The sequence below is a fragment of the Corynebacterium sp. HMSC22B11 genome (assembly GCF_001815965.1).
Lineage (GTDB): Bacteria > Actinomycetota > Actinomycetes > Mycobacteriales > Mycobacteriaceae > Corynebacterium.
Map to the genome: position 1 here is coordinate 105178 of NZ_KV823504.1, position 24678 is coordinate 129855.

A 24678-nucleotide genomic window follows, 5' to 3' on the forward strand; every position below is an offset into this window, starting at 1 on the left:
CTCAGCCCTCGGGTTGACCTTGCGGTGCCCCTCGGGAGCGCGGCTTTAAGGACGCCAACACGTTCCAGCTCGTTGGTGTTTTAGGCCACTAGTCTAACCTGTCTAGTTCTAACCCGTCTAACAGGGCTAGGTTCACGCCACGTGATCGGTCGTCGCGGCCTCATAATACTCGGGCAGTGGCGCGAAACCGGCCAACTTGAGGGCTCGAACGCTTGCCCGAGAGCGCAGCTGGCGGGTGTCCCACACGGCGTCGTTATAGAAGCGGGATGCCAGGTCAACGCGCGTGGAGGCGGCAATGAACGCCGGGTGCTCGATAACGGTGGCATCCAGTGCCATTAGCAAGCTGTTTTCCGCCTCCGAGTGCGCCCCCATGTCGGTCGCCTGCAGGGGCACCCGGGACACCCGATCCGCCTGCTTCTTCAAATCTGGCCGCAGCGTGGCTATCAACATCGCGCGGGCGTGCAGCGCACCCTCCAGAGTGAGTCGGGCGCTATCGGTGCGGATGTGCAGACGGTTGAGCCGGGCGGCGGTGAAGTAGGCCCACAGGCCGATCACCAGCAGAACAGCCAATACGGCGGCGAGTATGACGAGCCAGGTCGGGATCGCGATCACGAGCAGGTCACCTTCCGTCCCTTAAGCGTGGCAGTCTGGTACACCTGCTCCACGCGGCTGGCCACCGTGTTCCAGTCGTACATCCGGCTCCGGTCCTGCCCGCGGGCAGCCAGTTCGCGGATCTCCGCGGGCTCTGACAGCAGGCGGTTGATCTTTAGCGCGAGGTTGGCTGCGTCATGGTTGGCGAATAGGCACGCGGCGCGTCCTTGATCACCGACCGCCTTGAAGGCCGGGATATCGCTGGCGACGACGGCCGCACCTGCAGCCATCGCCTCCACGAGAACGATGCCGAAGCTCTCGCCTCCGGTGTTGGGGGCGACGTAGATGTCACTGGTGGCCAGGGCGCGGGCTTTCTCCTCATCACTGACCTTGCCCAACACCCGCACCGTTGCCTCACTAGGCTGCCTGCCGTGAACCCAACTCAACCCCATCCCATCCAGGCGCTTGCCGAGCGCCTCGACCGAACCCGCGCCCACGACCAAAAGTTCGACGTTCGGGTGTTGGCGCAGGATCGATGGCATCGCCCCAAGCATCACCTGGAGACCCTTACGCGGCTCGTCGAAGCGACCGAGAAACATTAACCGAGGCCGGTCAGGATCCAGCTCGGGCAGCACCTCCGCTTCCCGATAGGCAGCAGTGTCCACCCCGTTGGGGATCAGCACCGGGTCACCGGCGAGCATCTCCACCTGCCAGCGCCGGGCCTCCTCGGAGACAGCAATGCCGGCGTGGATCTTCTCCAGAAACGGACGCAAGACCGGCAACGCAAGCTTAAGGATCTTCGAACCACTGGCCGAGGCGTGATAGGTCGCCACCATGGGGCCTTCGGCGACCGCGAGGGTCAGCATGGAATAGGACGGGGAGTTCGGCTCATGGATGTGCACCACGTCGAAATCATGTCGCGCGATCCAGCGGCGCAGGTGGCGGCGCGCACGGGGACCGAAGCTCAGCCGGGCCACGGAACCGTTGTAGCGGATCGGGATGCTGGGGCCACCGCATTCCAGGAACTCCGGCAGCCCCTCGCGCTGCTCCCCCGGGCCGATCAGGCTCACGCGGTGGCCGCGGCGCTCAAGCTCGGCGCAGAGTTCAATCGCGTGGATCTGCACCCCGCCGGGTTCGTCGAAGGAGTATGGACACACCATGCCGATGTTGAGGGGACGCTCCCCAATCGCTGCGATTTGATCCTGGGTCACGGGGCCTCCCCTGCTGCGAGCCGAGCACGGCGAGCCTCACTGAGGTCGTCGTAGAACAGCGGCTGCAGCATGTGCCAGTCGGCGGGGTGGGCAGCGATGTTTTGCGCGAAGCCATCCGCAATATCCTGCGCTACTTCTGCGAGCGGGCGGTCGGCATCGATCCTTGGCCCCACGGAAAAGCCCCACTGATCCGGTGCCTCGCCGAAGAAGCTGTGCGCTACGTGCAGGGCTGCCCCGGTTTTCTGAGCGAGCATGGCGGGACCCGCGGGCATGGAGGTGCGTTCGCCGAAGAAATCCACGGGAATTCCACGGCCGGTGAGATCCCGCTCCCCCATCAGGCACACGACCCCGCCCGCGCGCAGGACCTCCTCGAGCCGAGCCATCGGCGGTTGCTTGCCACCCGTCAGCGGTAGGACTTCGAAGCCCAGCTGGTTGCGGTAGTGGACGAAAGCTTCGAATAGCGATTCGGGTTTCAGCCTTTCCGCGACGGTCGCGAAACCGCCGTGGGTGTGAACCAGCCACACCCCGGCCATGTCCCAGTTCCCGGAATGTGGCAGCGTCAGGATGAGCCCTCGGCCCTCCGCGACGGCCTCCGCCACGCGCTGCTTGCTGACTGGGGAGTCGAAGCCCTGGTCGAGTGTGGTGGCCAAGTCATCACCAACCATGCTGGGCAACCGAAAGGCTTCCTTCCAATAACGCAGGTAGGAGCGCATCGCGCGACGCACGAGGTCACGGGTGACGTTTTCCGGACCGACGACGCGAGACAGGTTGCGGCGCAGCTGCTCGGGTCCCTTCCCCCGCCCCGAGGCAGCGTCAGCGATCAGATCGAAAAGCACGGCAGCGATGGGTTCCGGCAGGCGCTTAGTCGCCGCCCAACCCAGTTGATATGCCAGCGCGGAGAGATCCTCGCCGCTGGGCAGGGATAGTTTTTTGGTCACGGGCTAAAACTCCCGTGCTCCCGCGGGCGCCGCGATGTGTTCGGTGGACGCCTCCGAGCGGGAGGCCATCACGAGGCGTTGGATCACCGTGAATACGGAGCCCAGACCCAGCAGCCACAGGCCAACCCAGAGGACATATGGCACGCCCAGGCCGGACAGCCCCAGGGCGACCAGCGAGATGATGAGCCGTTCCGGGCGCTCAATGAGTCCGCCGTCAACGGGCAGATCGCTGGCCTCCGCTCGCGCCTTCACATAGCTCGTCACCTGACCAGCGACGAGAATCGTGAGGGTCAGAGCAAGCAGCACGGGGTGGGACTCGGCGTCCATCGCGAACCAAAAGGCTAGGGCGCCGAAAATCGCGCCGTCCGTGACCCGGTCGCAGGTGGCATCCAGAGTGGCGCCGAATTTCGTGCCGCCACCCGACATTCGGGCCATGGTGCCGTCCACCATGTCCAGCGCGGTCGTGAGTCCGATCAGCACGGCGGCGGCAAAGTGGTGGCCGGTGGGGATCAGCCACAGGGCGAGAACCACCGCGGCGACGGTCCCACCGAGCGTGACCGAATTCGGGCTCACGTGCGCTTTCTGAAGGGTGCGGGCGATGGGTTCGATGATGACGGAGGCAGGCCGACGGGCGTGTTCGCTCAGCATTGAGCCTTCCTTTCAGTCATCACGATTGTCCTCAGTACGGGTCCCCTACGCCCGGTATTATCCACTATTTTTGATCCTCAAGTTCGCGCCACGCCCGAGAGAGCAGGGCCCTGGTATCGCGAAGTGTCTGCGGTAGCACTTTAGCGCCGGCGATCACCGTCATGAAACTCGTATCCCCGGTCCAGCGGGGAACGATGTGTTGGTGCAGGTGCGTGGGCACCGATCCACCGGACGGGCGGCCGAGGTTCATGCCGACGTTGATGGCGTCCGGGCCCGAGACATAGCGCAGGGTCTTGATCGCGTGCTGGGTGAAGGTCGCCAGCTCAGTGAGCTCCGGCATTGTCAGGTCCTCGTAGTTGGCGACCTGGCGGTATGGGATCACCATCATGTGCCCGGGGTTATAGGGAAAGAGGTTGAGGACGCAGAAGACCTCCTTCCCGCGAGCGACGATGAGCGCCTCCTCGTCGGGAAGGTTGGGCAGGTCGAGGAACGGGTCCTCGGGCTTCTCCTCGCCGCCCTCTGGGCCTTGTTCCCCCTCCTGGGCGGGCTTTTTCGGCCGATCGGCGAGATAGGCGGAGCGGTAGGGAGCCCAGAGCCGATCCAGGCCACCGGCGAGATCAGGCTGCGAGCCCACCCCGGTGTCCACGACCCGGCCATTGGCCTCAGACGCAGCCTGGGCGGATAGCTCAGTCCCCGCGGGTTCCGCGGCTCCTCGTTCCGAGGAACACCGGCCCGCAGGATCCTGGCTCGGATCGCAACTCACTATCCTCACACCCCTACCTTTATTCTTTGCCACCGGGCGATGCTTAGCCCAGCTCCGACGCGATGAGCTCCTTCGTCGGCTGCTCATTGCGACGCTGGCCGATCCACTCCTTGATCGCCTTCGCTGCCTCCTCGCGCGGTACGCCGTTAACCTGCGTACCGTCGTGGAACCGGAAGCTGACCGCACCATTCTCGACGTCCCGTCCCCCGACGAGCAGCATGAACGGGATCTTGCCCTTGGTGTGGGTGCGGATCTTCTTCTGCATGCGGTCATCGGAGGTGTCCACCTCGGCGCGGATGCCGTCCTTACGCAGATCGGCGACGAACTCCTCCAGGTAGTCGGTGAAGTCCTCGGCCACTGGGATGCCCATGACCTGGTGCGGCGCCAGCCAGGCGGGGAACGCGCCTGCGTAGTGCTCCAGGAGCACGCCGAAGAAACGCTCGATGGAGCCGAAGAGCGCGCGGTGAATCATGATCGGGCGCTTCTTGGTGCCGTCCGGTGCGGTGTACTCCAGGTCGAAGCGCTCCGGCAGGTTGAAGTCCAGCTGCACGGTGGACATCTGCCAGGTACGACCGATGGCGTCGCGAGCCTGGACGGAGATCTTCGGTCCGTAGAAGGCAGCACCAGCTGGGTCCGGAACGAGATCCAGGCCGGACTTCTCGGCAACCCTCTGCAGGATCTCGGTGGAACGTTCCCAGATCTCGTCGGTGCCGACGAACTTCTTCGGGTCCTTCGTCGACAGCTCCAGGTAGAAGTCGTCGAGACCGTAGTCGCGCAGCAGGGAGATGATGAACTCCAGCACCGTCGTCAGCTCGTCCTCGAGCTGGTCCTCGGTGCAGTAGATGTGCGCGTCATCCTGGGTGAAGCCGCGGGCGCGGGTCAGGCCGTGCACCACGCCGGACTTCTCGTAGCGGTATACGGTACCGAATTCGAAGAGTCGCAGCGGCAGCTCACGGTAGCTACGGCCGCGGGAGGCGAAGATGAGGTTGTGCATCGGGCAGTTCATCGGCTTGGCGTAGTAGTCCTGCCCCGGCTTGGTGACGTTGCCGTCCTCGTCGGTCTCGCCATCAAGCTGCATCGGGGGGAACATGCCCTCGGCGTAGAAGTCCAGGTGACCGGACTTCTGGAACAGGTCGCCCTTCGTGATGTGCGGGGTGTTGACGAAGGAGTAGCCGCTGGCCAGGTGGCGCTTGCGGGAGTGCTCCTCCATCTCCAGGCGCACGATGCCGCCGTTCGGGTGGAACACCGGGAAGCCGGAGCCCACCTCGTCGGGGAAGCTGAACAGGTCCAGCTCCGCACCTAAGCGACGGTGGTCACGCTTCTCAGCCTCCTCCAGCATGTGCTGGTACTCAGCGAGCTTCTCCTTGGACTCCCAGGCGGTGCCGTAGATGCGCTGCAGACCCGCATTGTCCTGGTCGCCGCGCCAATACGCCGCCGAGGAGCGGGTAATCGCGAAGGCCGGGATGTAGCGAGTGGTCGGCACGTGCGGGCCGCGGCACAGGTCGTACCACTCGACCTCGCCGGTGCGTGGGTTGACGTTGGAGTAAGCGGTCAGCTCACCTGCGCCGACCTCCATGGCCTCCTCGGAGTCCGGATCGACGTTGCCCTTGTCCTCGATGAGCTCGAGCTTGTACGGCTCGGCAGCGTACTCGGTGCGAGCCTCATCGTTGGAGCCATAGGCCTTGCGCTCGAAGCGCTGGCCGGACTTGATGATCTTCTTCATCTCCCGCTCGATCTTCTTCAGATCCTCGGGCGTGAAAGGCTCCGCAACGTCAAAGTCGTAGTAGAAACCGCCATCGATGGCCGGTCCGATGCCGAGCTTGGTACCCGGGAAAACGCGCTGCACGGCCTGGGCGAGAACGTGCGCCGTGGAGTGGCGGATCACGCCGCGCCCCTCTTCCGTATCGGACGCGATCGCGGTGACCTCGGTGTCCACGTCCGGGGTCCAGGCAAGGTCGCGGAGGTTACCCTCCGGGTCCTTCACGACGACGATGGCCTCGGGCCCCTTGTTCGGCAGCTCCAGTGGGCGCATGGCCGCACCGGCTGTCTCGCCAGCCGGAACGAGGAACTTAACGGCAGGCTGGGCGGAAACGGGAGAGTTCAAGAAAATGCTCCTTCAAGCAACGACGTGGGCGGTCACATACCGGGTGACAGCCACTAACGACCTTTCAGTTTACCCCTCGAGGATCTGCTGACCCCAGTAGGAGCCCGGTTCGGTGCCAGGCAGCACCCAGTAGACCCCAGAACCAGTGTGGGTGATCCACTGATTAAGTCGGTCGTTCTCCGCGAGGCGGTGCTGCAGCGGGGTGAAGGAGGTGTCCGGATCCTCCTGGAAACAGATGAAAATCAGGCCGGAATCGCCGTGCTCGTTGACCTCGCCGTCCCAGTTGAACGGGCGCCGCAGCATGTGCTTGCCCTCCCCTGCCGTAATGCCCACGTGGCTCTTGGGATCGATGACCGGCAGTCCGGTCTTGTCCACCGCGTTGAGATCCGGATCATCGAACTCGTCCTCTCCGGTCAGGGGTGCACCGCTGACCGCCTTGCGGCCAAAGACGTTCTCTCGGCTCTCGCGGTCGAGGGCCTCCCAACCAGGCATGTCAAAGGTCACGCGGCGCACGATCATCGAGGTGCCGTTACGGTCGTCCCAAACCGCGTTATCGAATTCCTCGTCGGTACGCGGGACGACGGTGCCGTCCTTGAATCCCATGAGGTTGCGTGCGGTCTGTCCCTCCCGGATGTCGACGAAGCCGCGCTGGGTCCAGCGTGGCTTGACGTAGTCCCGCCCGCCACGGGTCAGGACTCGCATCGCGTGGGACAGGGTGGTCAGATCCTCGCCACACATTTGGACGACGACGTCCCCATCGCTAAATGCTGGGTCCAGATCGTCGCCCTTGAACTTCGGCAGTCCCTTGGTGTGGGAGGAAACCCACTTCGGAACCTCATCGAGCGAGCCGATCTTCTCGATGAGGGCAGGCGACCAGCCGACGGTGATGGTCAGGTTGCCGGGCTGCAGGTTGAGCTCGGGCTCGAGGTCAGCCAACGCAGCGTTGCCCTGGGTGAGTTTCCGAGCGTCCGGGGTCCACACGCGCATGAGCCGGCGGAGATCCTTGCGGAGGGCCTCGCGGCTGTTCGTGTTGTGGAAGTCGAAGGCCACGACAAGCCCGTGACTCTGGTGCGGCGTTTGAATGCCGGCCTGGCGAGCGCCATCGAAGGGGACGGTCAACTTTTCCTCGATGTCCCCGGAGGAGTTGGGCATGTCTCCCCCGCGTCCCTCGCCCTCCGCGCAGCTGGCGAGCACGGCGGCCGCACCCGCTGCTCCGACACCGGCGAATAGCCCGCGTCGGCTGACGTTAAAAAATCCCGAAGACTCCCCAGTACTCATCTCGCTCAAAAACCTTCTTCTGTCCTTGCTAAGTCTCTTGGTCCGCGGCCAAATGGCGGGAAAGCCTGGGCCCCGCGTTAGTCACGTGGCCCAGGCTTGTCATTTCATTACTTGGTGGGAGGCAGCTCTAGTGCTCGCCGTGGGCGTCGCCGTAGTGCTCGTGGCTGGACTGCTGCACGCGAGCCGGGATGTCCTTGAGCTCGTATTCCGTGCCGTCCTCTGCCTTGAGGGTGACGGTGATGTCGTCGCCTGCGGCGATTTCCTCGGAGTAGTCCATGATCATGATGTGGTCGCCACCCGGCTTCAGCTCGAGCTCGCCGCCGGACGGGATACGAAGACCTTCCGGGTTCTCCTGCATAACGCCATCGACAACCTCGTGGAGCTCGTACTTCGCATCAAGGCTGCCGGATGCGGAGACGATGTGGATCTCCTTGTCGGTGTTGTTGACCAGCTTGCCGAAGACTGCGGTCATGTCCTTATCGGTGCCCTTAGCACCTACGTATGCCTCTTCGAAGGTCAGCCCCTCGGCAGCGTTCTCGGCGGTCTGCGACTCAGAAGCGGTCTGCTCGCTTGGCTCCTCCTCCGAAGGAGAGCAAGCGGCCAGGCCGAGAGCAGTGACGCCCATCAGCGCGACTGCGGTGGCGCGCAGGGACTTGGGGCGACGCACAGTGTGTCCAACGGTTGTGTTCATGGTGTACCTCACGGAAAAGTCCTTGATTCTCAAGGAAGTGGTTGGTGCGGCGGGCGGGAGGCCGGGGTGGACGAATCGCCCCCGGCATTCCACCCCACGCGCATGGGATGTGGACCCAACCAGAAAGGCTTAGTTGAAGGTGCCTGCTGCAGGCTCAGTGCCGGCGTCGTTGGCCGCACCCGGCTCGACGTCAGCGGTGGTTTCCGCAGCCTCGGAAGCCTCCTCAGACGTGGTGGTCTCCTCCGTCTCAGAGGTTGCCGAGTCGGCCTTCTTGTCCGTCTTGTCACCAAGCTCTGGGGTCTTTGCCCCGACGGTGGCGGTGTCGATGTGCTCGGTGCCGGTAGCCTTCTCATTCGGTGGGGAGCAGGCAGCCAGCGCAAGCGCGGCGCTCAGCGCGACAACGGCGGACAGTGCAGTGCGGTTCTGCTTCACGGTTTTCAGACTCCTTGGTGTTTCTCGTGGCTCTTCACCCCTCCTGCGGTGAGGACCGCAGCTGGGCGCCCCAAACTACTTGGAGATATCCCGCCACCGTGCGATGGCGAGAACGAGAGCTCCTGCAATAACAACAATACTGGTTACGCCGAAAATCCAGGTAGGCACGCCCAACCCCTCAGATCCCGTCTCCTCCGACTGCTCGGAAGAGCTGGAATCCGAGGACTCGACGTCGCCGTACTGGAACTGCAGCGAACCGCGAGTAGCGTGGCCATCGGAAGAAGTGATCTGGTATCCCACGGTGTATTCACCGGGCTGCCAGTCCACATCGTCAGACACCTCGATGCTCAAAACTCGGCCATCTGCATCGGGCTCCCCAGTGAAGAGAACGTCGCCGTCGCGGGACAGAGCGATGCGATTAAAGCCCTCCTTAGGGACACCCGAGAATGTCAAGGAAATCTCCTTGACTGGCTCTTCGATCTTCGAGCCCTGCTTGGGCGTGGAGTCGACCACGAGGTCGTGCGCTGCCGCCGGACCAACGCCGGCCCCCAGCATCGCAATCCCCGTAACGAGTGCCGCTACGAGGCCCGCAATCCGGGACCGGAGCTTGTGTGCGTCAGCAAACCACAACTGCATCTTCACCTTCCATTGATGTTCGGGTCCGATATAGATAGTCGGACGATCGCTCGATTAAGTTCCCGCGAACTTCACTCCGCCCGAGCATACCCCCGGGCCCGCACCCCCACGTCACGCGCCGCCACTGCTCAACAGAGGGTCTTTCAGTGATTGGCTGAAGGCGTCGGCCACCCAACTAGAACGGGGATGTCCGATACGAATGAAGGGGCCGGTCGTAGTCGACCAGCCCCTTAATAACCGTGGTCCTAACTGGGATTGAACCAGTGACCCCTTCGGTGTGAACGAAGTGCTCTCCCACTGAGCTATAGGACCTTGCAGGAGATAATCTAGCTGAGCGCTACAGCCTTTCCAAAACCTGCAGGCCACAAGACATATTCGGCACAATACGCATCGACCCCTAGCGGCCACCCCAAGAGCATCACCTCCCGAAAGGTCGACACCAGGCGCCCCGTCCGCCCCCCACCCAAGAAAGAATGACGGACAAATAACAACGAGGTGACTTTAAAACGACCTGATTTTCAGCCCTACACCTGGCGATTTGTCGCTTCGGACACGATTGACTATCGTTTAGTGCTGCAGCACAGCGTGCAGCCGGTGAACCACAGGTTCTCGGTGAAACTATGTTGCGATGCGGATGTAGCGCAGTTGGTAGCGCATCACCTTGCCAAGGTGAGGGTCGCGAGTTCGAGTCTCGTCATCCGCTCCACTCTTATTTTAGAGGACCGCGCGATTAGCTCAGCGGTAGAGCACTTCCCCGACACGGAAGGGGTCACTGGTTCGATCCCAGTATCGCGCACGGTGAGTTCACCTTAACGGTGAGTTCGCACGCGGATGTAGCGCAGTTGGTAGCGCATCACCTTGCCAAGGTGAGGGTCGCGAGTTCGAGTCTCGTCATCCGCTCCAGGTATTCTCCGCTTCACGTGGAGGATCACCACATCAGGCGGGTTTCACGCCACGGTGGAATGGCTGAGTGGCTTAGGCAACGGTCTGCAAAACCGTCTACACGGGTTCGATTCCCGTTTCCACCTCTCAGTTCGCCCCCGAGGCTGAACTTGAAAGCTAGCGCGATTAGCTCAGCGGTAGAGCACTTCCCCGACACGGAAGGGGTCACTGGTTCGATCCCAGTATCGCGCACGGTGAGTTCACCTTAACGGTGAGTTCGCACGCGGATGTAGCGCAGTTGGTAGCGCATCACCTTGCCAAGGTGAGGGTCGCGAGTTCGAGTCTCGTCATCCGCTCCAAAGATGAAGAGGCAGCAGTATTCACACTGTTGCCTCTTTTCTCATATCCCCACGATATTCTCGAAGACACCATGAGCCACTCTGCCCCTTCCCCAGCGCCTGCCTCCGCGAAGCCAGCCCGGGACGAGCCTCGTCGCGGCAGCGCCAGGACCACCCGCTTCGATGAACGCTTTCCATGGGTGAGTTGGGCACTGTGGCCGCTGGCGATCCTCACCGCCCTGCACAAGATCTGGGCCTCTTACGAGAGCGGCACGACGGACGACTTCACAACAGTATGGGAAGCCATCAACCGCTTCTGGTCGGGCGTGCCGGTGTACTCCGAGGACTACACCACCACCGACCCGCACTACCTCTACCTCCCTGGCGGGACGATGCTTCTGAGCCCACTGTCAGCCCTCGGCAGTTTTGAAGCGGCGCGGACGCTGTATATCTTCGGCAACGCCATCGCGATCGTGATTGCCCTTGGGGTCCTCAGCCACATCATCTACACCGCCCGCGGCTGGTCTAAGACCTGGCTGGGTTCCCTTTCCGGCGCGCTATGGCCACTGAGCATCATCGCCGTATTCAACACCGAGGCCGTTCAAAACAACCTGCTCTTCGCCAATATCAACGGAGTGCTTCTACTCCTCGCCACGCTGTTCCTGTACTTCCTCCTGCGAGAAGGCACCACCTCCCAGGTGTTCAGCGGGCTCGCGTTGGGACTCGCAATCACGATCAAGCCACAGTTCGTCGTCTTGCTGTTTCTTCCCTTCTTTCGACGTCAGTGGCTAAGCCTCGTTGTGGCTCTCCTCTTACCTATCGCCTGCAATATCGTGGGCTGGACGTTGATGGCTGAGCCCCAGGGCTTCTTCGACAATCTTGTGCCCTATCTCGGCGAGGTCCGTGACTTCGCGAACTCCTCCATCGTCGGTGTCGGTGTGTACTTCGGGGCCAGCACCGTGACGATTTGGTTCTGGCGCATTCTCGCCGCCGTCCTCGTACTCATCGGCGCTTTTACCCTGCTGCCGTGGCGCAACTCCACCCGGCCCGGGGATCGCGAGATGTGGGCATTCACTACCACCTCGCTGCTACTGATCGGGGTGTTCCTCGTCAGTTCCCTGGGGCAGATGTACTATTCACTGCTCATCGTGCCGCTGCTTTTCACGGCATTCCTCCACCGATCGACGATGCATAATCCAGTCGCGTGGCTGGGCGTCTACCTGTGCCTGGCCATCGACAGCTGGTACTCGGATCAATGGTTCTGGGCCGGGCGAATCTTCGAAACGCTACGGGGCACAGTAGGCTGGATGCTGCTGCTCATCAGCATCTCGATCAGTGCGCTGATCTGGTTCCTCAACCGCTCCACCCCGTCCATCTCCGGTGGACGGCATCGCAAGCCAGCGGAAGAGAACAAAACCCAAGCCTGGAAAGGTGAATAGTTTTCCAATGACCGAAGATTTCCAGAATCTTTCTAACGAGCAGTGGCGCCAGCGCCTCAATCCCGAGGAGTTTCAGGTGCTGCGACTGGCTGGCACCGAGCGCCCCCACACCGGCGAGTACGTCGATACCGAAACCGAGGGTGTCTACCGTTGCCGCGGCTGTGGCTCCGAGCTCTTCCGTTCCTCGGAGAAATTCCACTCTGGGTGCGGCTGGCCGAGCTTCTTCGACCCAGCTGATAGCGATGCGGTTGTTCTGCGAGAAGATCTGAGCCTCGGCATGCGCCGCGTGGAGGTTCTCTGCGCGACCTGCCACGGCCACCTGGGACACGTCTTTGAGGGCGAAGGCTACGATACGCCCACCGACCTGCGCTACTGCATCAATAGCATCGCGATGACCCTCGAGCCCCGCCAGCTTTAGCCCAGCCACTCCCCGAAGAAAAGCCGGGTGCAGCCCCGTCCTCAGGGGCTGCACCCGGCTTTAGTCGCTCACTGCTTTCGCGCAGCGTGGGCCTTAACCCAAGTCGGCAATAATCTTATCCGCCGCAGCGATCCCGGTCGCAACGGTAGCCGGCACCCCGACGCCGCGGAGCATCGAACCAGCGACCGCGAGACGTGGCACCCCGGCTACGTCATCCAGCACCTGCGACATCTTCTCGGCGTGCTTCACCCCGTAGCACGGGATCCCGCCATGCCAGCGCTGCACGAAGATCTCCTCCGGAGTCTTCCGCTCGCCCGTAACCCGCTCCAGGTCCTCCAGGGCGTAAGCCAACAGAGCCCGATCGCTAGCGTCGACGTACCAGGGCTCGTCCTTGGTACCGAAGGAGGCGCGGACGAAGGCCCCACCGCCCTGGGCGAGGTGCGGCCACTTCTTGGAGCTGAAGGTGAAGGCTTTCGCCGCGGTGCCCGAGTTGGGCCCCAGCAGCACGCCGGAGCGCTCGGGAATACCGTGGTCAGAGGCAAAGCGCATACCCACCACCGCAGAGCTCGAGAGTTCCACGCTGCCCAATGCCTCCGCCGCCACCGGCGCAGCGTCCTCCAAGATGACGGACGCGGTCGGCGCGGAGGTCGCGACGACGACGGCGTCCACCGTCCCCAGTGGATCAATCACCCACCGGCCGTCCGAGGTCCGGCCGAGAGACTCAACAGCGGAGTTCAGGATCAGCTCGGGGTCGGCCTGGCGCATCATCTCCTCGATCAGGCTGCGGTAGCCCTTGTCGAAGGAGCGGAACGGTGATCCCCCACCGCCCACCGCAGTGGCCCGACGCTTCGCCAGCAGATCTTCCACCACGTCGAGCAGGAAGAAGCCCTGACCTCCCTCGCCTGCGCGATCCAGTGCCGCCGCCAGCTGTGGCAGGGTTGCCCGCACACCGAGATCGTAGGCGCTGCAGGAGTACACCCCACCCAGAAGCGGGGAGACCAGCTTATCCACCACAGCCTTGCCCAACCGGGCCTCAACGAGCGTGCCCACGGTGGTGTCGTCGCCCGCGTTCCACGTCATCGCCTGGCCATCGCGCTCAGCATCCAGCCGGGCAGCTTCCGCAGGGCTGAGGATCTCGGACACCGCAACAGCCGAGACAGGAATGCCCATCAGGGTCTCCCGCGGGATGTCAACGAATGTGCCATCCACCAGGAAGGACGAACGCGCCGTTGAAGGGGTGCGTAGCTCGGAGCTCATTCCCAGCTTGTCGATCAGTTCCATGAACGGCTGGTCGAAGCTCAGGAACGCCTCGGCTCCCATATCCACGGGACCGGTGGAAAAGCGCACCGTCTTTAGCTTCCCGCCCAGGCGCCCGTAGGCCTCGGCGAGCATCAGCTGGGCGCGATCCCCGAGCTGTTGGCGCAGCTGCCAGACCGCGCTGACTCCAGCGATCCCGCCGCCGATAACGGCAATGCGTGGCTTTCGCGCCGTGGTCATGAGTTGTGAACCTCCTCGAAGGCTGCGGTGATGGCGTCGGCGTCCGTGTGTGGCATCACACCGTGGCCAAGGTTAAAGATGTGGCCCCGGGAATAGCCCAATTCGATGGCCTCGTCGGCCTCGGCGGCGATCCGCTGCACGTGCTCGCGGATCACGTCACGGCCTGCAAAGAGCACCGCCGGGTCGAGGTTTCCCTGATAAACCTTCGGGGTCTGGTCTGGCAGCGCCTCCTGCACCCGCTTCGCGGCGACGTTCATCGGCACGCGCCAGTCCACGCCCACCACATCCGGACCAACCTTCGCCAGGTCGACCAGCAACTCGCCAGTGCCGACACCGAAGTGCGTCATTGGGATACCGTACGGCCGCACCGCATCGAGGATCTTCTGGGAATACGGGGCGGCGTACTCCCGGTAATCGCGGGCGGTGAGGAAGCCTGCCCAGGAGTCGAAAAGCTGGATTGCGTCCACGCCGGCCTCGATCTGCGCCTGGAGGAAGTGCGCGATCATCGGGCTAAGCTTTTCCATGAGCGCGTGCCACAACTGTGGCTCGGCGTACATCATCGCCTTGGTGACCTCATGGTTCTTCGACGGCCCACCCTCAATCAAGTAGCTAGCCACCGTGAACGGAGCTCCCGCGAAGCCAATGAGTACCTGGTCCGTGCGCAGGCGCTCGAGGATCTGCCCGATGCCCTCCACGATTGGGCCGAGCTGGTCGGGCTCGAGGTCGGGGATGTTCGCGATCTGCTCGGCGGTGCGCACCGCCTCCCCCATGACTGGACCGCGCCCAGGAACAATCTCGACGTCCATCCCGGCCGCCTTCAGCGGGACAACAATGTCGCTGAACAGGATCGCTGCGTCAGCGTCGTGGCGGACGACGGGCTGCATCGTGATTTCGGCGAGCAGATCCGGCATAAAACAGGAATCCAGCATCGGAATACCTTCGCGAACCTTGCGGTATTCCGGCAGGGAGCGACCGGCCTGGCGCATCATCCACACGGGGCGGCGGGATGGCTTCTCGCCACGCACCGCCGCCAGGTACGGGGCGTCCGCATCGGCGCGTCGGGCGGCAGAGGCTGCAGCGAGATCGGGCGTCAACAACTCATTAGTCATGGCTCCCATTATGCCAGCTATCCCCAAATAACCGGCAGGTGGTAATGGCGGTCTTCTTGGGCTTCCCTCGGCGTGGCAACCCCCACCAAAAACCTTAAAGGCTAGGTTTAGACATTGTGAATGAGCTGAACAACGGGAAAGACAATCACCAGCGCCCGGGAGCAACCGCGCTCGGCGTCCGCACCCCCGAGGCGGAGCCTGAACAGACGCCGGAGTATTTCGAGCACGCCGTGAAGTCGATGTCGGAGGCACCCCTGCGCTCGGGCATCACCATCGCGGAGATTCGGCCACCGCGTAACCTCGCGCCACTCAGCCACGCGATCGGCCTGGAGATCAGCCAGGTGAATCTGGCCGACCGAATTGCCTCGCAGGAAGAGCCAGATGGCACGGTGGCCGCCGGGGATGCCTTCGGCCGGCTCATTCTTCTCCACGACCCGCACGGCGAGGAGCCGTGGCAGGGAGCCAAGATGCGCATGGTCGCCTATATCCAGGCAGATATGGACGCCGACGTCGCGTCCGACCCGCTGCTGCCCGAGGTCGCGTGGGACTGGCTTACCGAGGAGCTTGGTGGCCCTGGTGCCGAGTACTCCGACCTCGGTGGCACCGTCACCTCCACGGCCTCCGTACGCTACGGCGAGATCGGTGGGCCACCGCGCGCCTTCCAGCTGGAGATGCGTGCGTCCTGGACCGCGACAGGCGTTGATCTGGAAGGCCACGTCCAGGCCTTCGCGAATGTCTTGGCGAACGTCGCTGGCCTTCCGCCGGAGGGTGTCTCGCAGCTGCCGCGCTTCTAGGCTCACCTCACGCTCGTTCTGTTCGCGTCGACAGGCGGCGCGAATGCAAATATTCAACCCCGGCCCCTGCAGGTTATCGCTGCAAGGCCGGGGTTGGTTTTATCCCATCTGCCTCTAGTAGTAGATGGCGGTCGGTCGACCGTGGATCCGCTCGACCTGAACGGGAAAGTCATAGAGGCTGCTGAGCGTCTCCTCGGTCATGACTTCCTCCGGCGTCCCCGTGGTGTGGACCTTGCCGTTCTTCATTGCAACAAGCCGGTCGGAGAACGCAGCGGCCATGTTGATGTCGTGAATGACGATGACGACGGTGCGGCCCTGCTCGTGGGCGGCAGCCTTAATCGTGCGCATCATCGACACGGAGTGCTTCATGTCGAGGTTGTTCAGCGGCTCGTCCAGCAGGATGTATTCGGTGTCCTGGGCGAGCACCATCGCAACGAAGGCGCGCTGGCGCTGTCCGCCGGAGAGCTCGTCGATGAACTTATCGGCGATCTCACCGAGTTCCATCGACTCAATCGCCGCATCGACGGCTTCTTCGCACTCGGCCGTGAGCCGGCCACGGGAATGCGGGAAGCGTCCGAAAGCCACCAGCTCCCTCACCCGAATTCGGCTCAAGGTGTGGTTTTCCTGCCGGAGGACCGCGAGAATCTTCGCGAGCTCTCGGGTGTCCGTGGCGTATACGTCCATTCCCGCGACCTCCGCGGTGCCACCGTCGGCGTCGATCAGGCGCGCGATCGCAGTCAGCAGGGTGGATTTTCCTGCTCCGTTGGCTCCGATAATGCTGGTGACTCCGCCCTCGGGGATACGAAGGTCGACGTGATCCAGAACCAGCGAATCACCGTAGCGTTTGCTGAGTTGCTTGGTCTCAATCACTTGAGTTTCTCCTTCCGCAAGAGCAGGAACAGGAACAAAATACCGCCCACAAATTCAATCAGCACGGAGACGGTGGTGCCGTAGCCAAGAATCTGGCCCAGAATAAACTGCGCGCCCACGAGGGAGGAAACGCCGAACAGAGCAGCAACCGGGAGGGTCCAGGTATGCCGGGTCGTACCCGTCGCCCGGTAAGCCAGGTGCGCGACAATGAGCCCTAAGAACAGGATCGGGCCGACCAGCGCGGTGGAGGCTGCTACCAGGATGGTGATCGCGGCGAGCAGGAGCAGGCTTTCCTTGCGGTACCCCACGCCCAGGCCAATGGACGTCTCTTTCCCCAGCGCCATGACATCGAGCACATGGCGTTTATGCCAGATCCAGGCGCAGACAACGATCGTCACCAGCAGTGTAAAGACCAACAGCGGCCGGTCGATACCGGTGAAGGATGCAAAGAAGGCATCCTGCAGCACCTGGTACTCATTGGGGTCGATCATCTTCTGCAGAAGTCCGGCCAGCGACCTAAAGAAGATCCCGCACACCACACCAATGAGCAGCAGAACGTCCAGGGTCATCGTCGTCGATGTCACCAGGGGGCTGAACACAACTACGGCAAAAACGACCATGATCACCGTATTCAGCACGAAGCCCGCGATGGGGTGCATGCCACTCAGCGCACCGCTGCCGAGGAAAAACACGATCAGCGTGTTGATCAGCACATAAATTGAATCGAAACCGATCAGGCCCGGGGTCAAAATATGGTTCCGGGTCAGTGTGTGAAAGACCACGGTGGATACGCCAGCGGTAATCCCGGCCACAGCGAGCGCGCCGACGGTGGTCAACCGCATGGGCAGTACAAAACCCCAGGCGCGGGGAAGCTGCCACAAGATGAACAGGCCTAGCAGCGCTACGGTAATGAGGAGTACCGCCACGAACGTGCGCCGTGGCCTTTTCGAATCATCCCGCTTCGTGCTCGATGCGTGTGTCACGCGTCCCAGCAAAAGCTAACCTTTCCTTACTATCGTTAGCCGCGACGAGCGCGACGGAACAGCTTTGGCTTCGTTGAGTTCTGGATGCGAGCCCCGCGAATCAAGATGTAGAGGAATACGGCAGCACCCAGCACGCCAAGAACGGTACCCACCGGGATTTCGTATGGGTAACGGATGACGCGGCTCAGAATGTCCCCGCCCAGCGTCATGACTGCGCCGCAGGCCGCGACCCAAGGCAGTGCCTTGCGGGCGTTGTCACCAATGCGTGCGCGAACCAGGTTCGGGACGATCAGCCCGATGAACGGGATAGCACCCACGACGGTGACGGTGACAGCCGCGATGACAGCCACGATGACGATGGCAGAGTACTCGACGAGCTTGACGCGGACGCCCACTCCCTTAGCCAGGTCGTGGCCCAGGCCGAGCAGAGTCAACCGGTCAGCGAGGACATAGGCTGCGAGGGCGAGCACTGCGACGAGCCATAGGAGCTCGTAGCGGCCACGGAGCACGCCTGCGAAAGATCCGAGCTGCCACGCGCCGAGGCTCTGCAGCAGGTCGAAGGAGTATGCAAAAAACGTGGTGGCGGCGCCAATAATGCCACCGTAAATGATACCGACCAGCGGAACCGTGAACCCGGTTCGCACCTTGATGCGGGACACGATAAACAGGAATCCGATCGTGCCGATGAGCGCGGTGAGGCTGGCCATCCCGAGCTTCGCCCACATCGGGGCACCGGGGAGCAGTAGCGCGATGGCCAGCAGTCCTGCCATCGCGGACTCCGTGGAGCCGACGGTAGAGGCTTCGACGAAGCGGTTGCGTGCCAGCAGTTGCATAATCAGCCCGCCCATGGCCAACGCGGATCCGGCCAGCAAGGCAGCGAGAGTGCGCGGGATACGGGAAACTGCGACAACCGAGGAATCCGCATCCGCAGCCCCCAGCATCAGGCTGAGCAGCGAGAGTAGAACGAGAACGCCCGCGAGGATCATGGCATAGACGGGGCCGCGCGAACGACGCGCTTTCTGGTCTGCGTATTCGGCTGTTGCCGCGGAATTGCTCCCCGCAGCGGTGTCGGCAGCGGCGCGCTGAGCACCGACCTGATCCCGGTACGAGGTCTGCGGGGCATGTGACAAGGGAGCCCCTGCCTGCCTCGTTAGGGTGCTCACGGAACCGTTGGTACCCATCTTGCTCGCTACTCTCCTACTACCGTCTCGCTCGCTAGTTACGTGATTGAACCGCGCCCCGGGTGCCCGTGGCGCGGTCATTGTTTTATTAGAGTGCCTGCTCGATATCGTCGAGCATGTTGTTCATGCCGTCGATGCCGCCACCGTTGAGGTACCAGTCAGCACCGCTCAGCATGTAGATCCGGTCTTCCTTGGCCGCATCCGTCTGCTTGACCAGCTCGTTGTCGAGGGTGGCCTTAGCGGAGTGGCCCTCCTGGCCGATCGCTGCGTCGCGGTCGAGAACGAACATGGTCTTCGGGTTGATCTTCTTCAGCAGCTCGAAGGAAGCGTTCTCGCCGTGGGCGCTATCGCTCTTGATGCCGCCTGCCGGGGCGAAGCCCAGGTCGTTGAAGACCAGGCCGAAGCGGGAATCCGCACCGTAGAGGCTGATCTCGCCACCGTTGGTCATCAAGACGGCGGCTTCCTTCTTATCAGCCGGAACGGACTCGGAGATCTTCTTCACGCGCTCGCGGATCTCGTCAGCCTTCTCCTTCGCTTCGGCCTCCTTGCCGAAGAGCTTGCCCAGGGCCTCGACGCGCTCCAGATTGCTCTCGATCGTGTAGTGATCGTAGTTGATCGTCATGTTCGCGGTCGGGGCGATCTTCTCGAACTCCTTGAGCATCTTCGCCTGACGACCGCCGATGAGGATCAGATCCGGATCTGCTGCGGCGATGGCTTCCATGTCCGGCTCCTTCAGAGAACCAGCGTTAGCCTCGATCCCCTCTGCAGCCTTCGGCATGGTAGCAGCCTTGGCGGTGGACACGACGCGGTCCTTCTCTCCCAGCGCTGCCAGGGTGTCCAGGGAAGCGTAGTCGAGGACGACGATGCGCTTCGGCTCGGATTCCAGCTCGACGGTGCCATTTTCGGCCTCGAGGGTGTAGGTGCGATCCGCGTTATTCTGCTGGCTGGACGCGGAGTTATTCTCGGCGGAGTTGTCCTCGGCTGCGCAGCCCGTGAGGATCAGAGAGAATCCGGCAGCTGCTGCAACGAGTGCGTGGGAGATCTTCAATCTTTTGCTCTTCCTAGTTCGTCCCGGTCCGCCTCTGCAGGCAGATACGGCCGGTATTATTCCGAAAGTTGACCGAACAAGCAAGGTTAGCTTGCCCTAAGTCCCCCTAGATACTGTCAAAGACAGTGAAGATAGGCAAGCCTAAATTGAGCCCTTCGCGGATTTAGGCAACTTTATTGTTTCTAATTACCCCCGTTGGCGGGTGAACAGGGGGTAAAAGCCACTAGAAGCGGTCGAGCCACCCCGTCACGCGCTCCTCCACGGATGCCACATCGAGGCCCACTTCCTCGAGCACTTCTCCCCGCGATGCGTGCGCCAGGTACTCCTGTGGCACCGCGAGCAAACGCACCGGTGTATCAACCTCTGCAGCGCTCAACGCCGCCTGCAGCGCAGAACCGGCCCCGCCGTGGATACCGTTATCCTCGACCGTCACCACTAGGTCGGCACCGCTGGCGAGCTCGACGAGTTCCTCGGAGACCGGGTAGACCCAGTGTGGATCCACGACCGCAGACTCCCAGCCCTTCGCCTTGGCCGCCTCAGCTGCCGCCCGGGACTGCCCCACGAGCGCGCCGTAGTTAATCACCAGCAGCTTCTTCACGCCGTCCCCATCGGTCGTGCGGTGGTCGAACAGGACGTCGTAGCTCTCCTCCTGCCGCAGGGCAGGAATGTCTGCCGGAACGCTGCCCTTCGGGAAGCGCACGACGGTGGGGGCGTCGTCAACATCGAGGCACCGGTCCAGCGCCGAGCGCAGTTGCGCTCCGTCGCGCGGGGCAGCGACATGAATCCCCGGCACAATTCCGGTGATGGACATGTCCCACATACCGTTGTGGCTGGCACCATCCGGGCCGGTAATGCCAGCGCGATCCAGCACAAAGGTCACGCCCAGCCCCAGCAAACCGACATCCATCAGCATCTGGTCGAAGGCGCGGTTGAGGAAGGTCGAATACACCGCAACAACCGGGTGCAAGCCGCCCAAGGCAAGGCCAGCCGCGGAGGTGACGGCATGCTGTTCTGCGATGCCGACATCGAAGGTGCGCTGCGGAAAGACCTCACCAAACTCAGCGAGTCCAGTGGGGCCAGCCATCGCGGCGGTGATCGCCACGACGTCATCCCTCTCCCCCGCCTGCTCGATGAGGTGGGAGGAGAACACCTGGGTCCAGCCAGGCTTCGAGGCTTCCTTCGGCACACCGGTGACTGGGTCGATCACACCCGTGGCGTGCATCTGATCAGCTTCGTCGTTCTCCGCAGGGTCGAAGCCCTTGCCCTTGTGGGTGATCGTGTGGACGATGACGGGGCCACCGTAGTCCTTGGCGTAACGCAGTGCGTTCTCCACCTGGCCGATATCGTGGCCATCAACCGGGCCAATGTACTTCAGCCCCAGGTCGGAGAACATTTCCTGCGGGAGGATGGAGTGCTTGACCCCTTCCTTGAGACCGGAAATCAGCTGGAATGCACGGTCCCCAACCCAGCCCATGCGGCCGAGGGTGTTTTTCCCGGACTCCATGACCTTGTCGTAGGCAGGCTGCAAGCGCAGCGCGGCAAGGTTTTCTGCCAGCCCACCGATGGTCGGCGAGTAGGAACGCCCATTGTCGTTGACGACGATGACGATCGAGCGCTTCTTGCCGGTGGCGATGTTGTTCAGCGCCTCCCAGCACATGCCACCTGTGAGTGCCCCATCGCCAACGACAGCCGCGACGTGACGGTGAGACTGGCCGCTGAGCTCGAAGGCCTTGGCCAGCCCGTCGGCATAAGAAAGGGATGCCGAGGCGTGGGATGACTCGGTCCAGTCATGCGGGCTTTCCGCGCGGTCAGGGTAGCCCGACAGGCCGTCCTTCTGTCGCAGCGTGTCGAAGAGATCGCGGCGCCCCGTGAGGATCTTGTGCACGTACGCCTGGTGTCCCGTATCGAAGATCACGGGGTCCGACGGCGAGTCGAAGACCCGGTGCAGCGCCATCGTCAGCTCGACGACACCGAGGTTCGGACCCAAGTGTCCGCCGGTCGCGGAAACTTTTTCAATCAAAAACTCCCGAATCTCCCGCGCCAGCTGATCCAGCTTGCCCTCATCGAGCATCTTCAGATCCGCTGGTGAGGAAATATTTTCAAGGATTCCCATTGAACTCAGTTTCTCTCCATCCCACATTGAATTCGCTGGCCCCATCTTAGTGGGGACACCGCCTTCAGCGTTATTCGCCCGCCGCCTCGAAGTACATCAGTGTTTCGACGTGATGGGTCAACCCGAAAGCGTCGACGATCTCCATCTCGCGCAACTCATAACCCGCGTCTCGCCACAGACCCGCGTCGCGGGCTGCCGTGGCGGGGTCGCAGCCGATGTGAATCACCCGCGGTGGGCGGTGCTGCGCGATGTTCTGAATGACGGCGGCCCCCGCCCCCGTACGTGGCGGGTCGAGAACGACGGCGTCCAGGTCCGCGACCTCCTCGAGGTCCTCCAGCCACGCGCCGACGTCGTTGCTGCGGAACCGAACGGCCGTGTCCGTCCCTTCTGAGCCAGCTTCCCGGGCTGCAGCGAAGGCTTCCTGTCCAGCACGAGTTGCACTGCTCGCGACGTCCACAATCTCAACATTGCGAGCGGAGCCCAGCAGGCCCGCGGACAGAGCACCGCAGCCACCGTAGAGATCCCACACGGTGTGCAGCTCCCCGTTCAGCCGGTCGGCGACCCAGCGGGCGTAATAGGCACTGGCTTGGATGTGAGACTGCCAGAACGCGTCCACCGGCACCTTCCAGCTCACGCCGAGGTGCGAATGCAGCACATCGCCATCGCCGTCGAGAACACGGCGTTTCCGGCCCGGTCGGGTCTTCTTGAGCTCCACGACGGAGCGCTTACCGTCGCGACCGACCCCCACAACAACCTCGCTGTGTGGGCTGGGATTGAGCCCTCCAACACCGTCGGTCAGCCCGGGCAACCATTGGGAGCACTCCACCTCAGCCAGCGGGACGATCTCATTGCTCTTCGGCTTCCGCAACCCGGCCTGCCCTTCCGCGTCGACGCCGAGGCGTACGCGGTGGCGGTAGTGGGTAAAAGGCCATAGGCTCGTCGCGCGAACATGAGCATCGAGGAATTCCTGCGGCAGCTCGAACTTGGCGAGGCGGCGGAACTGGTCGATGACCACCGCCTGCTTAAATTCCAGGGAGCCGTGGGCATCAACGAAGTCGAGGTCGCAGCAACCAGCTCCGGCCTCAGCAGCGTCGCATTGCCCAGCCACCCGGTGCGGGCTCGGCTGGTCAATAGCTAGCGCTTGACCAGTACGGAACCTTTGCTTGCCGTTCTTTTTAGCCGGGTCCAGCGCAACCTCGACCCCCTTCTCCCCGGGCAACCCGCCACGAACAAAAACGATCTGTCCGTCGTGCTGGCCGATGACCACACCTCGGTGGCCGGGTTGATCCAGATCCAGAGTGACGGTCTCCGGGCTAGTCATTGCCGCCCTCGTTGGGATCCTGCTGCTGTGCCGGGGCATTCTGCTGCTCCTGCAGGTGTCGCGCCAGCTCCTCAACCATGGCCTGCGGCAGCTGAACCGGCAACGGATCGCCGGCAGGGATTGGGTCCGTGCCGCGAACAACGAAGGTGCGGGCGATGATCTCGCGGCCCAGCGCCGCCATCTGCTCAGCTGCCTCCTGTGGGCCGGCGAGCGTCATGCGCAGCATCCATCGCGGGCCGGTCGCCCCAATAACTCGGAGTGTGCCCTCACCGGACTCTGCAACGATCTCCGCGCCCCAGGGGCCTTCCTCGGTGGTTGCCTCCAGCCCGTCGGCTGCCATGCCCTCGATGAGGGTAGGCACCGTGTTATCCCAGAGTTCGCCGGTGGTTGGGGCGGCGAAGGCCACCGGGGTGACCCGGCCGAAGGGGGTGAGGATGTGGAGCATTTGCGGGCCATCATCGCCCATCTCCACCTGTACCTCGGCCTCGTGTGGGACCGGGATCATCATGGACCCCAGGTCGAGCCCGCCCTTGGCGAAATCGCTGAAATTGTATTCACGGTAGTCCAGCGTGTCCCCGTCGAAGGGCCCAAAGTCCTCACCCTGGACGGGTTGGTCAGCGTCTCCCGGTCCGCCTGCGGCGTTTTCCGTCGCGTCGGAGACCTCCTGCTCGGCCTGGCTCTGAGGTGCGCTTGGATCTGCACCGCTGGGTTCGTTTTTCTTCTTAGAAAATGGCCACATTTTTTAAACATTCCTTCCGCACTTGCCAACACGGCGCTGGCTAGCGCCACCGTTGGGGTTTAAAAGCTGGAAATTAAACTCAATCGGCTATCGGGACCAGCTGCCCGACCCCGCATCAACGCGTGCCGGTGGAGCCGTGGCCACCACTTCCGCGGGCGGTCTCCCCGAGTTGCTCAATGCTGTCCACAGCCACGACGTCGCAGAGGCTGACCTCCTGAATGAGCAGCTGAGCGATGCGTTCACCCCGGCTGATGCTGATTGTTTCTTGCGGGTCAAGGTTGATCAGGTTGACCTTGACCTCCCCCCGATATCCCGCATCGATGGTGCCGGGCGCATTAACGATCGACAATCCCTTCTTCACCGCCAGTCCGCTGCGCGGGTGAACCAGACCAACCTTGCCGACCGGCACCGCCATCGCAATGCCCGTCCCCACCAGGCTGCGCTGCCCGGGGTTCAAGGTGATGTCCTCGGCGGAGTAAAGATCGATGCCCGCATCTTCGGGGTGTGCCCGGTTCGGTAGCGGGAGAGATGGATCAATCTGAAAAATTTCCAACGGGCTGCTCATGAGGCTCCACTCTACAAGGTCGTTCTCATCTCGTTATCGGCCCGCTGCAGGAAAGTCTCCTCCTTGGTGGGAGCCACGGCGGCTTCGGA

23 protein-coding genes and 7 tRNA genes are annotated in these 24678 nt (G+C 62.9%); 9 read left to right on the forward strand and 21 right to left on the reverse strand.

Annotated elements, in window-relative coordinates:
- Positions 1–132: 132 nt before the first annotated feature.
- The 11 genes from HMPREF3088_RS06545 to HMPREF3088_RS06595 all read right to left on the reverse strand — a co-directional run bounded on the left by HMPREF3088_RS06545 (position 133) and on the right by HMPREF3088_RS06595 (position 9604).
- Entirely contained in the window at positions 133–603 is a 471-nt protein-coding gene (locus HMPREF3088_RS06545; protein WP_070759073.1) for a hypothetical protein, read from the reverse strand.
- 5 nt (positions 604–608) lie between these two features.
- Entirely contained in the window at positions 609–1802 is a 1194-nt protein-coding gene (locus HMPREF3088_RS06550; protein ID WP_070758974.1) for a glycosyltransferase family 4 protein, read from the reverse strand.
- The gene (locus tag HMPREF3088_RS06555) at positions 1799–2740 is read right to left on the reverse strand and encodes a phosphatidylinositol mannoside acyltransferase (RefSeq protein WP_070758975.1); all 942 of its coding nucleotides are present in this window, start codon (positions 2738–2740) and stop codon (positions 1799–1801) included. Before HMPREF3088_RS06555 ends, HMPREF3088_RS06550 begins: the two co-directional genes overlap by 4 nt.
- Positions 2741–2743: 3 nt before the next feature.
- On the reverse strand, positions 2744–3388 hold the full coding sequence (gene pgsA / locus HMPREF3088_RS06560; RefSeq protein ID WP_070758976.1) for a phosphatidylinositol phosphate synthase: 645 nt from the start codon (positions 3386–3388) through the stop codon (positions 2744–2746).
- Between the two features lie 64 nt (positions 3389–3452).
- A complete protein-coding gene (locus HMPREF3088_RS06565) occupies positions 3453–4034 on the reverse strand; it encodes an HIT family protein (protein WP_070758977.1) in 582 nt (193 codons plus the stop codon).
- 160 nt (positions 4035–4194) lie between these two features.
- Entirely contained in the window at positions 4195–6183 is a 1989-nt protein-coding gene (gene thrS, locus HMPREF3088_RS06570; RefSeq protein WP_083317350.1) for a threonine--tRNA ligase, read from the reverse strand.
- A 141-nt stretch (positions 6184–6324) separates the two neighbouring features.
- On the reverse strand, positions 6325–7533 hold the full coding sequence (locus HMPREF3088_RS06575; RefSeq protein ID WP_070758979.1) for a Dyp-type peroxidase: 1209 nt from the start codon (positions 7531–7533) through the stop codon (positions 6325–6327).
- 127 nt (positions 7534–7660) lie between these two features.
- Positions 7661–8224 carry a copper chaperone PCu(A)C gene (locus HMPREF3088_RS06580; protein WP_070758980.1) on the reverse strand — a complete coding sequence of 188 codons (564 nt, stop codon included), beginning with the start codon at positions 8222–8224 and terminating at the stop codon, positions 7661–7663.
- Between the two features lie 129 nt (positions 8225–8353).
- A complete protein-coding gene (locus HMPREF3088_RS06585) occupies positions 8354–8656 on the reverse strand; it encodes a hypothetical protein (protein ID WP_246818082.1) in 303 nt (100 codons plus the stop codon).
- 75 nt (positions 8657–8731) lie between these two features.
- The gene (locus HMPREF3088_RS06590) at positions 8732–9286 is read right to left on the reverse strand and encodes a copper resistance CopC family protein (RefSeq protein ID WP_246818083.1); all 555 of its coding nucleotides are present in this window, start codon (positions 9284–9286) and stop codon (positions 8732–8734) included.
- Between the two features lie 246 nt (positions 9287–9532).
- Positions 9533–9604 (reverse strand) — tRNA-Val (locus HMPREF3088_RS06595).
- A gap of 318 nt (positions 9605–9922) precedes the next feature.
- Here HMPREF3088_RS06595 and HMPREF3088_RS06600 point away from each other — a divergent pair.
- From HMPREF3088_RS06600 to msrB, 8 genes are all read left to right on the forward strand, one after another.
- Positions 9923–9998, forward strand: a tRNA-Gly gene (locus HMPREF3088_RS06600).
- 18 nt (positions 9999–10016) lie between these two features.
- A tRNA-Val gene (locus tag HMPREF3088_RS06605) sits at positions 10017–10088 on the forward strand.
- A 31-nt stretch (positions 10089–10119) separates the two neighbouring features.
- Positions 10120–10195 (forward strand) — tRNA-Gly (locus HMPREF3088_RS06610).
- A gap of 53 nt (positions 10196–10248) precedes the next feature.
- Positions 10249–10320: transfer RNA gene (locus HMPREF3088_RS06615), tRNA-Cys, on the forward strand.
- 34 nt (positions 10321–10354) lie between these two features.
- Positions 10355–10426: transfer RNA gene (locus HMPREF3088_RS06620), tRNA-Val, on the forward strand.
- 31 nt (positions 10427–10457) lie between these two features.
- Positions 10458–10533, forward strand: a tRNA-Gly gene (locus HMPREF3088_RS06625).
- A gap of 71 nt (positions 10534–10604) precedes the next feature.
- Positions 10605–11951: a glycosyltransferase family 87 protein gene (locus HMPREF3088_RS06630; RefSeq protein WP_070758981.1), complete on the forward strand. Its 1347-nt coding sequence runs from the start codon at positions 10605–10607 to the stop codon at positions 11949–11951.
- 7 nt (positions 11952–11958) lie between these two features.
- Positions 11959–12369, forward strand: coding sequence for a peptide-methionine (R)-S-oxide reductase MsrB (gene msrB / locus HMPREF3088_RS06635; protein WP_070758982.1), 411 nt, complete (start codon positions 11959–11961; stop codon positions 12367–12369).
- Between the two features lie 93 nt (positions 12370–12462).
- Here the strand turns inward: msrB and hemG are convergent, their stop codons facing one another.
- Entirely contained in the window at positions 12463–13866 is a 1404-nt protein-coding gene (gene hemG, locus HMPREF3088_RS06640) for a protoporphyrinogen oxidase (RefSeq protein WP_070758983.1), read from the reverse strand.
- Entirely contained in the window at positions 13863–14984 is a 1122-nt protein-coding gene (hemE, locus tag HMPREF3088_RS06645) for a uroporphyrinogen decarboxylase (protein WP_070758984.1), read from the reverse strand. Before hemE ends, hemG begins: the two co-directional genes overlap by 4 nt.
- Before the next feature lie 116 nt (positions 14985–15100).
- On the opposite strand from hemE, the gene HMPREF3088_RS06650 reads away from it, so the two are divergent.
- Complete coding sequence (locus tag HMPREF3088_RS06650) at positions 15101–15769, forward strand: DUF3000 domain-containing protein (protein WP_371441313.1); 669 nt, start codon at positions 15101–15103, stop codon at positions 15767–15769.
- A gap of 114 nt (positions 15770–15883) precedes the next feature.
- Here the strand turns inward: HMPREF3088_RS06650 and HMPREF3088_RS06655 are convergent, their stop codons facing one another.
- The 8 genes from HMPREF3088_RS06655 to dut all read right to left on the reverse strand — a co-directional run bounded on the left by HMPREF3088_RS06655 (position 15884) and on the right by dut (position 24589).
- The gene (locus HMPREF3088_RS06655) at positions 15884–16639 is read right to left on the reverse strand and encodes an iron ABC transporter ATP-binding protein (protein WP_070758986.1); all 756 of its coding nucleotides are present in this window, start codon (positions 16637–16639) and stop codon (positions 15884–15886) included.
- Complete coding sequence (locus tag HMPREF3088_RS06660; RefSeq protein ID WP_246818084.1) at positions 16636–17565, reverse strand: iron chelate uptake ABC transporter family permease subunit; 930 nt, start codon at positions 17563–17565, stop codon at positions 16636–16638. Before HMPREF3088_RS06660 ends, HMPREF3088_RS06655 begins: the two co-directional genes overlap by 4 nt.
- A gap of 92 nt (positions 17566–17657) precedes the next feature.
- Positions 17658–18785, reverse strand: coding sequence for an iron chelate uptake ABC transporter family permease subunit (locus HMPREF3088_RS06665; RefSeq protein ID WP_246818085.1), 1128 nt, complete (start codon positions 18783–18785; stop codon positions 17658–17660).
- Positions 18786–18891: 106 nt separating this feature from the next.
- Positions 18892–19851: a siderophore ABC transporter substrate-binding protein gene (locus HMPREF3088_RS06670; protein WP_246818086.1), complete on the reverse strand. Its 960-nt coding sequence runs from the start codon at positions 19849–19851 to the stop codon at positions 18892–18894.
- Positions 19852–20074: 223 nt separating this feature from the next.
- Entirely contained in the window at positions 20075–21964 is a 1890-nt protein-coding gene (dxs, locus tag HMPREF3088_RS06675) for a 1-deoxy-D-xylulose-5-phosphate synthase (RefSeq protein ID WP_210401502.1), read from the reverse strand.
- 70 nt (positions 21965–22034) lie between these two features.
- Complete coding sequence (locus HMPREF3088_RS06680) at positions 22035–23285, reverse strand: class I SAM-dependent RNA methyltransferase (RefSeq protein ID WP_070758991.1); 1251 nt, start codon at positions 23283–23285, stop codon at positions 22035–22037.
- On the reverse strand, positions 23278–24024 hold the full coding sequence (locus HMPREF3088_RS06685; protein WP_070758992.1) for a DUF3710 domain-containing protein: 747 nt from the start codon (positions 24022–24024) through the stop codon (positions 23278–23280). Before HMPREF3088_RS06685 ends, HMPREF3088_RS06680 begins: the two co-directional genes overlap by 8 nt.
- A gap of 115 nt (positions 24025–24139) precedes the next feature.
- The gene (gene dut / locus HMPREF3088_RS06690; protein ID WP_070758993.1) at positions 24140–24589 is read right to left on the reverse strand and encodes a dUTP diphosphatase; all 450 of its coding nucleotides are present in this window, start codon (positions 24587–24589) and stop codon (positions 24140–24142) included.
- Positions 24590–24678: the final 89 nt, after the last annotated feature.

What these genes read in the sequence shown, in the direction of transcription:
- HMPREF3088_RS06580 (WP_070758980.1), bottom strand. Translation starts at nt 8,224, where the DNA reads ATGAACACAACCGTTGGACACACTGTGCGTCGCCCCAAGTCCCTGCGC.
- HMPREF3088_RS06680 (WP_070758991.1), bottom strand. Translation starts at nt 23,285, where the DNA reads ATGACTAGCCCGGAGACCGTCACTCTGGATCTGGATCAACCCGGCCAC.
- dxs (WP_210401502.1), bottom strand. Translation starts at nt 21,964, where the DNA reads ATGGGAATCCTTGAAAATATTTCCTCACCAGCGGATCTGAAGATGCTC.
- dut (WP_070758993.1), bottom strand. Translation starts at nt 24,589, where the DNA reads ATGAGCAGCCCGTTGGAAATTTTTCAGATTGATCCATCTCTCCCGCTA.
- hemG (WP_070758983.1), bottom strand. Translation starts at nt 13,866, where the DNA reads ATGACCACGGCGCGAAAGCCACGCATTGCCGTTATCGGCGGCGGGATC.
- pgsA (WP_070758976.1), bottom strand. Translation starts at nt 3,388, where the DNA reads ATGCTGAGCGAACACGCCCGTCGGCCTGCCTCCGTCATCATCGAACCC.
- HMPREF3088_RS06575 (WP_070758979.1), bottom strand. Translation starts at nt 7,533, where the DNA reads ATGAGTACTGGGGAGTCTTCGGGATTTTTTAACGTCAGCCGACGCGGG.
- hemE (WP_070758984.1), bottom strand. Translation starts at nt 14,984, where the DNA reads ATGGGAGCCATGACTAATGAGTTGTTGACGCCCGATCTCGCTGCAGCC.
- thrS (WP_083317350.1), bottom strand. Translation starts at nt 6,183, where the DNA reads ATGCGCCCACTGGAGCTGCCGAACAAGGGGCCCGAGGCCATCGTCGTC.
- HMPREF3088_RS06685 (WP_070758992.1), bottom strand. Translation starts at nt 24,024, where the DNA reads ATGTGGCCATTTTCTAAGAAGAAAAACGAACCCAGCGGTGCAGATCCA.
- HMPREF3088_RS06630 (WP_070758981.1), top strand. Translation starts at nt 10,605, where the DNA reads ATGAGCCACTCTGCCCCTTCCCCAGCGCCTGCCTCCGCGAAGCCAGCC.
- msrB (WP_070758982.1), top strand. Translation starts at nt 11,959, where the DNA reads ATGACCGAAGATTTCCAGAATCTTTCTAACGAGCAGTGGCGCCAGCGC.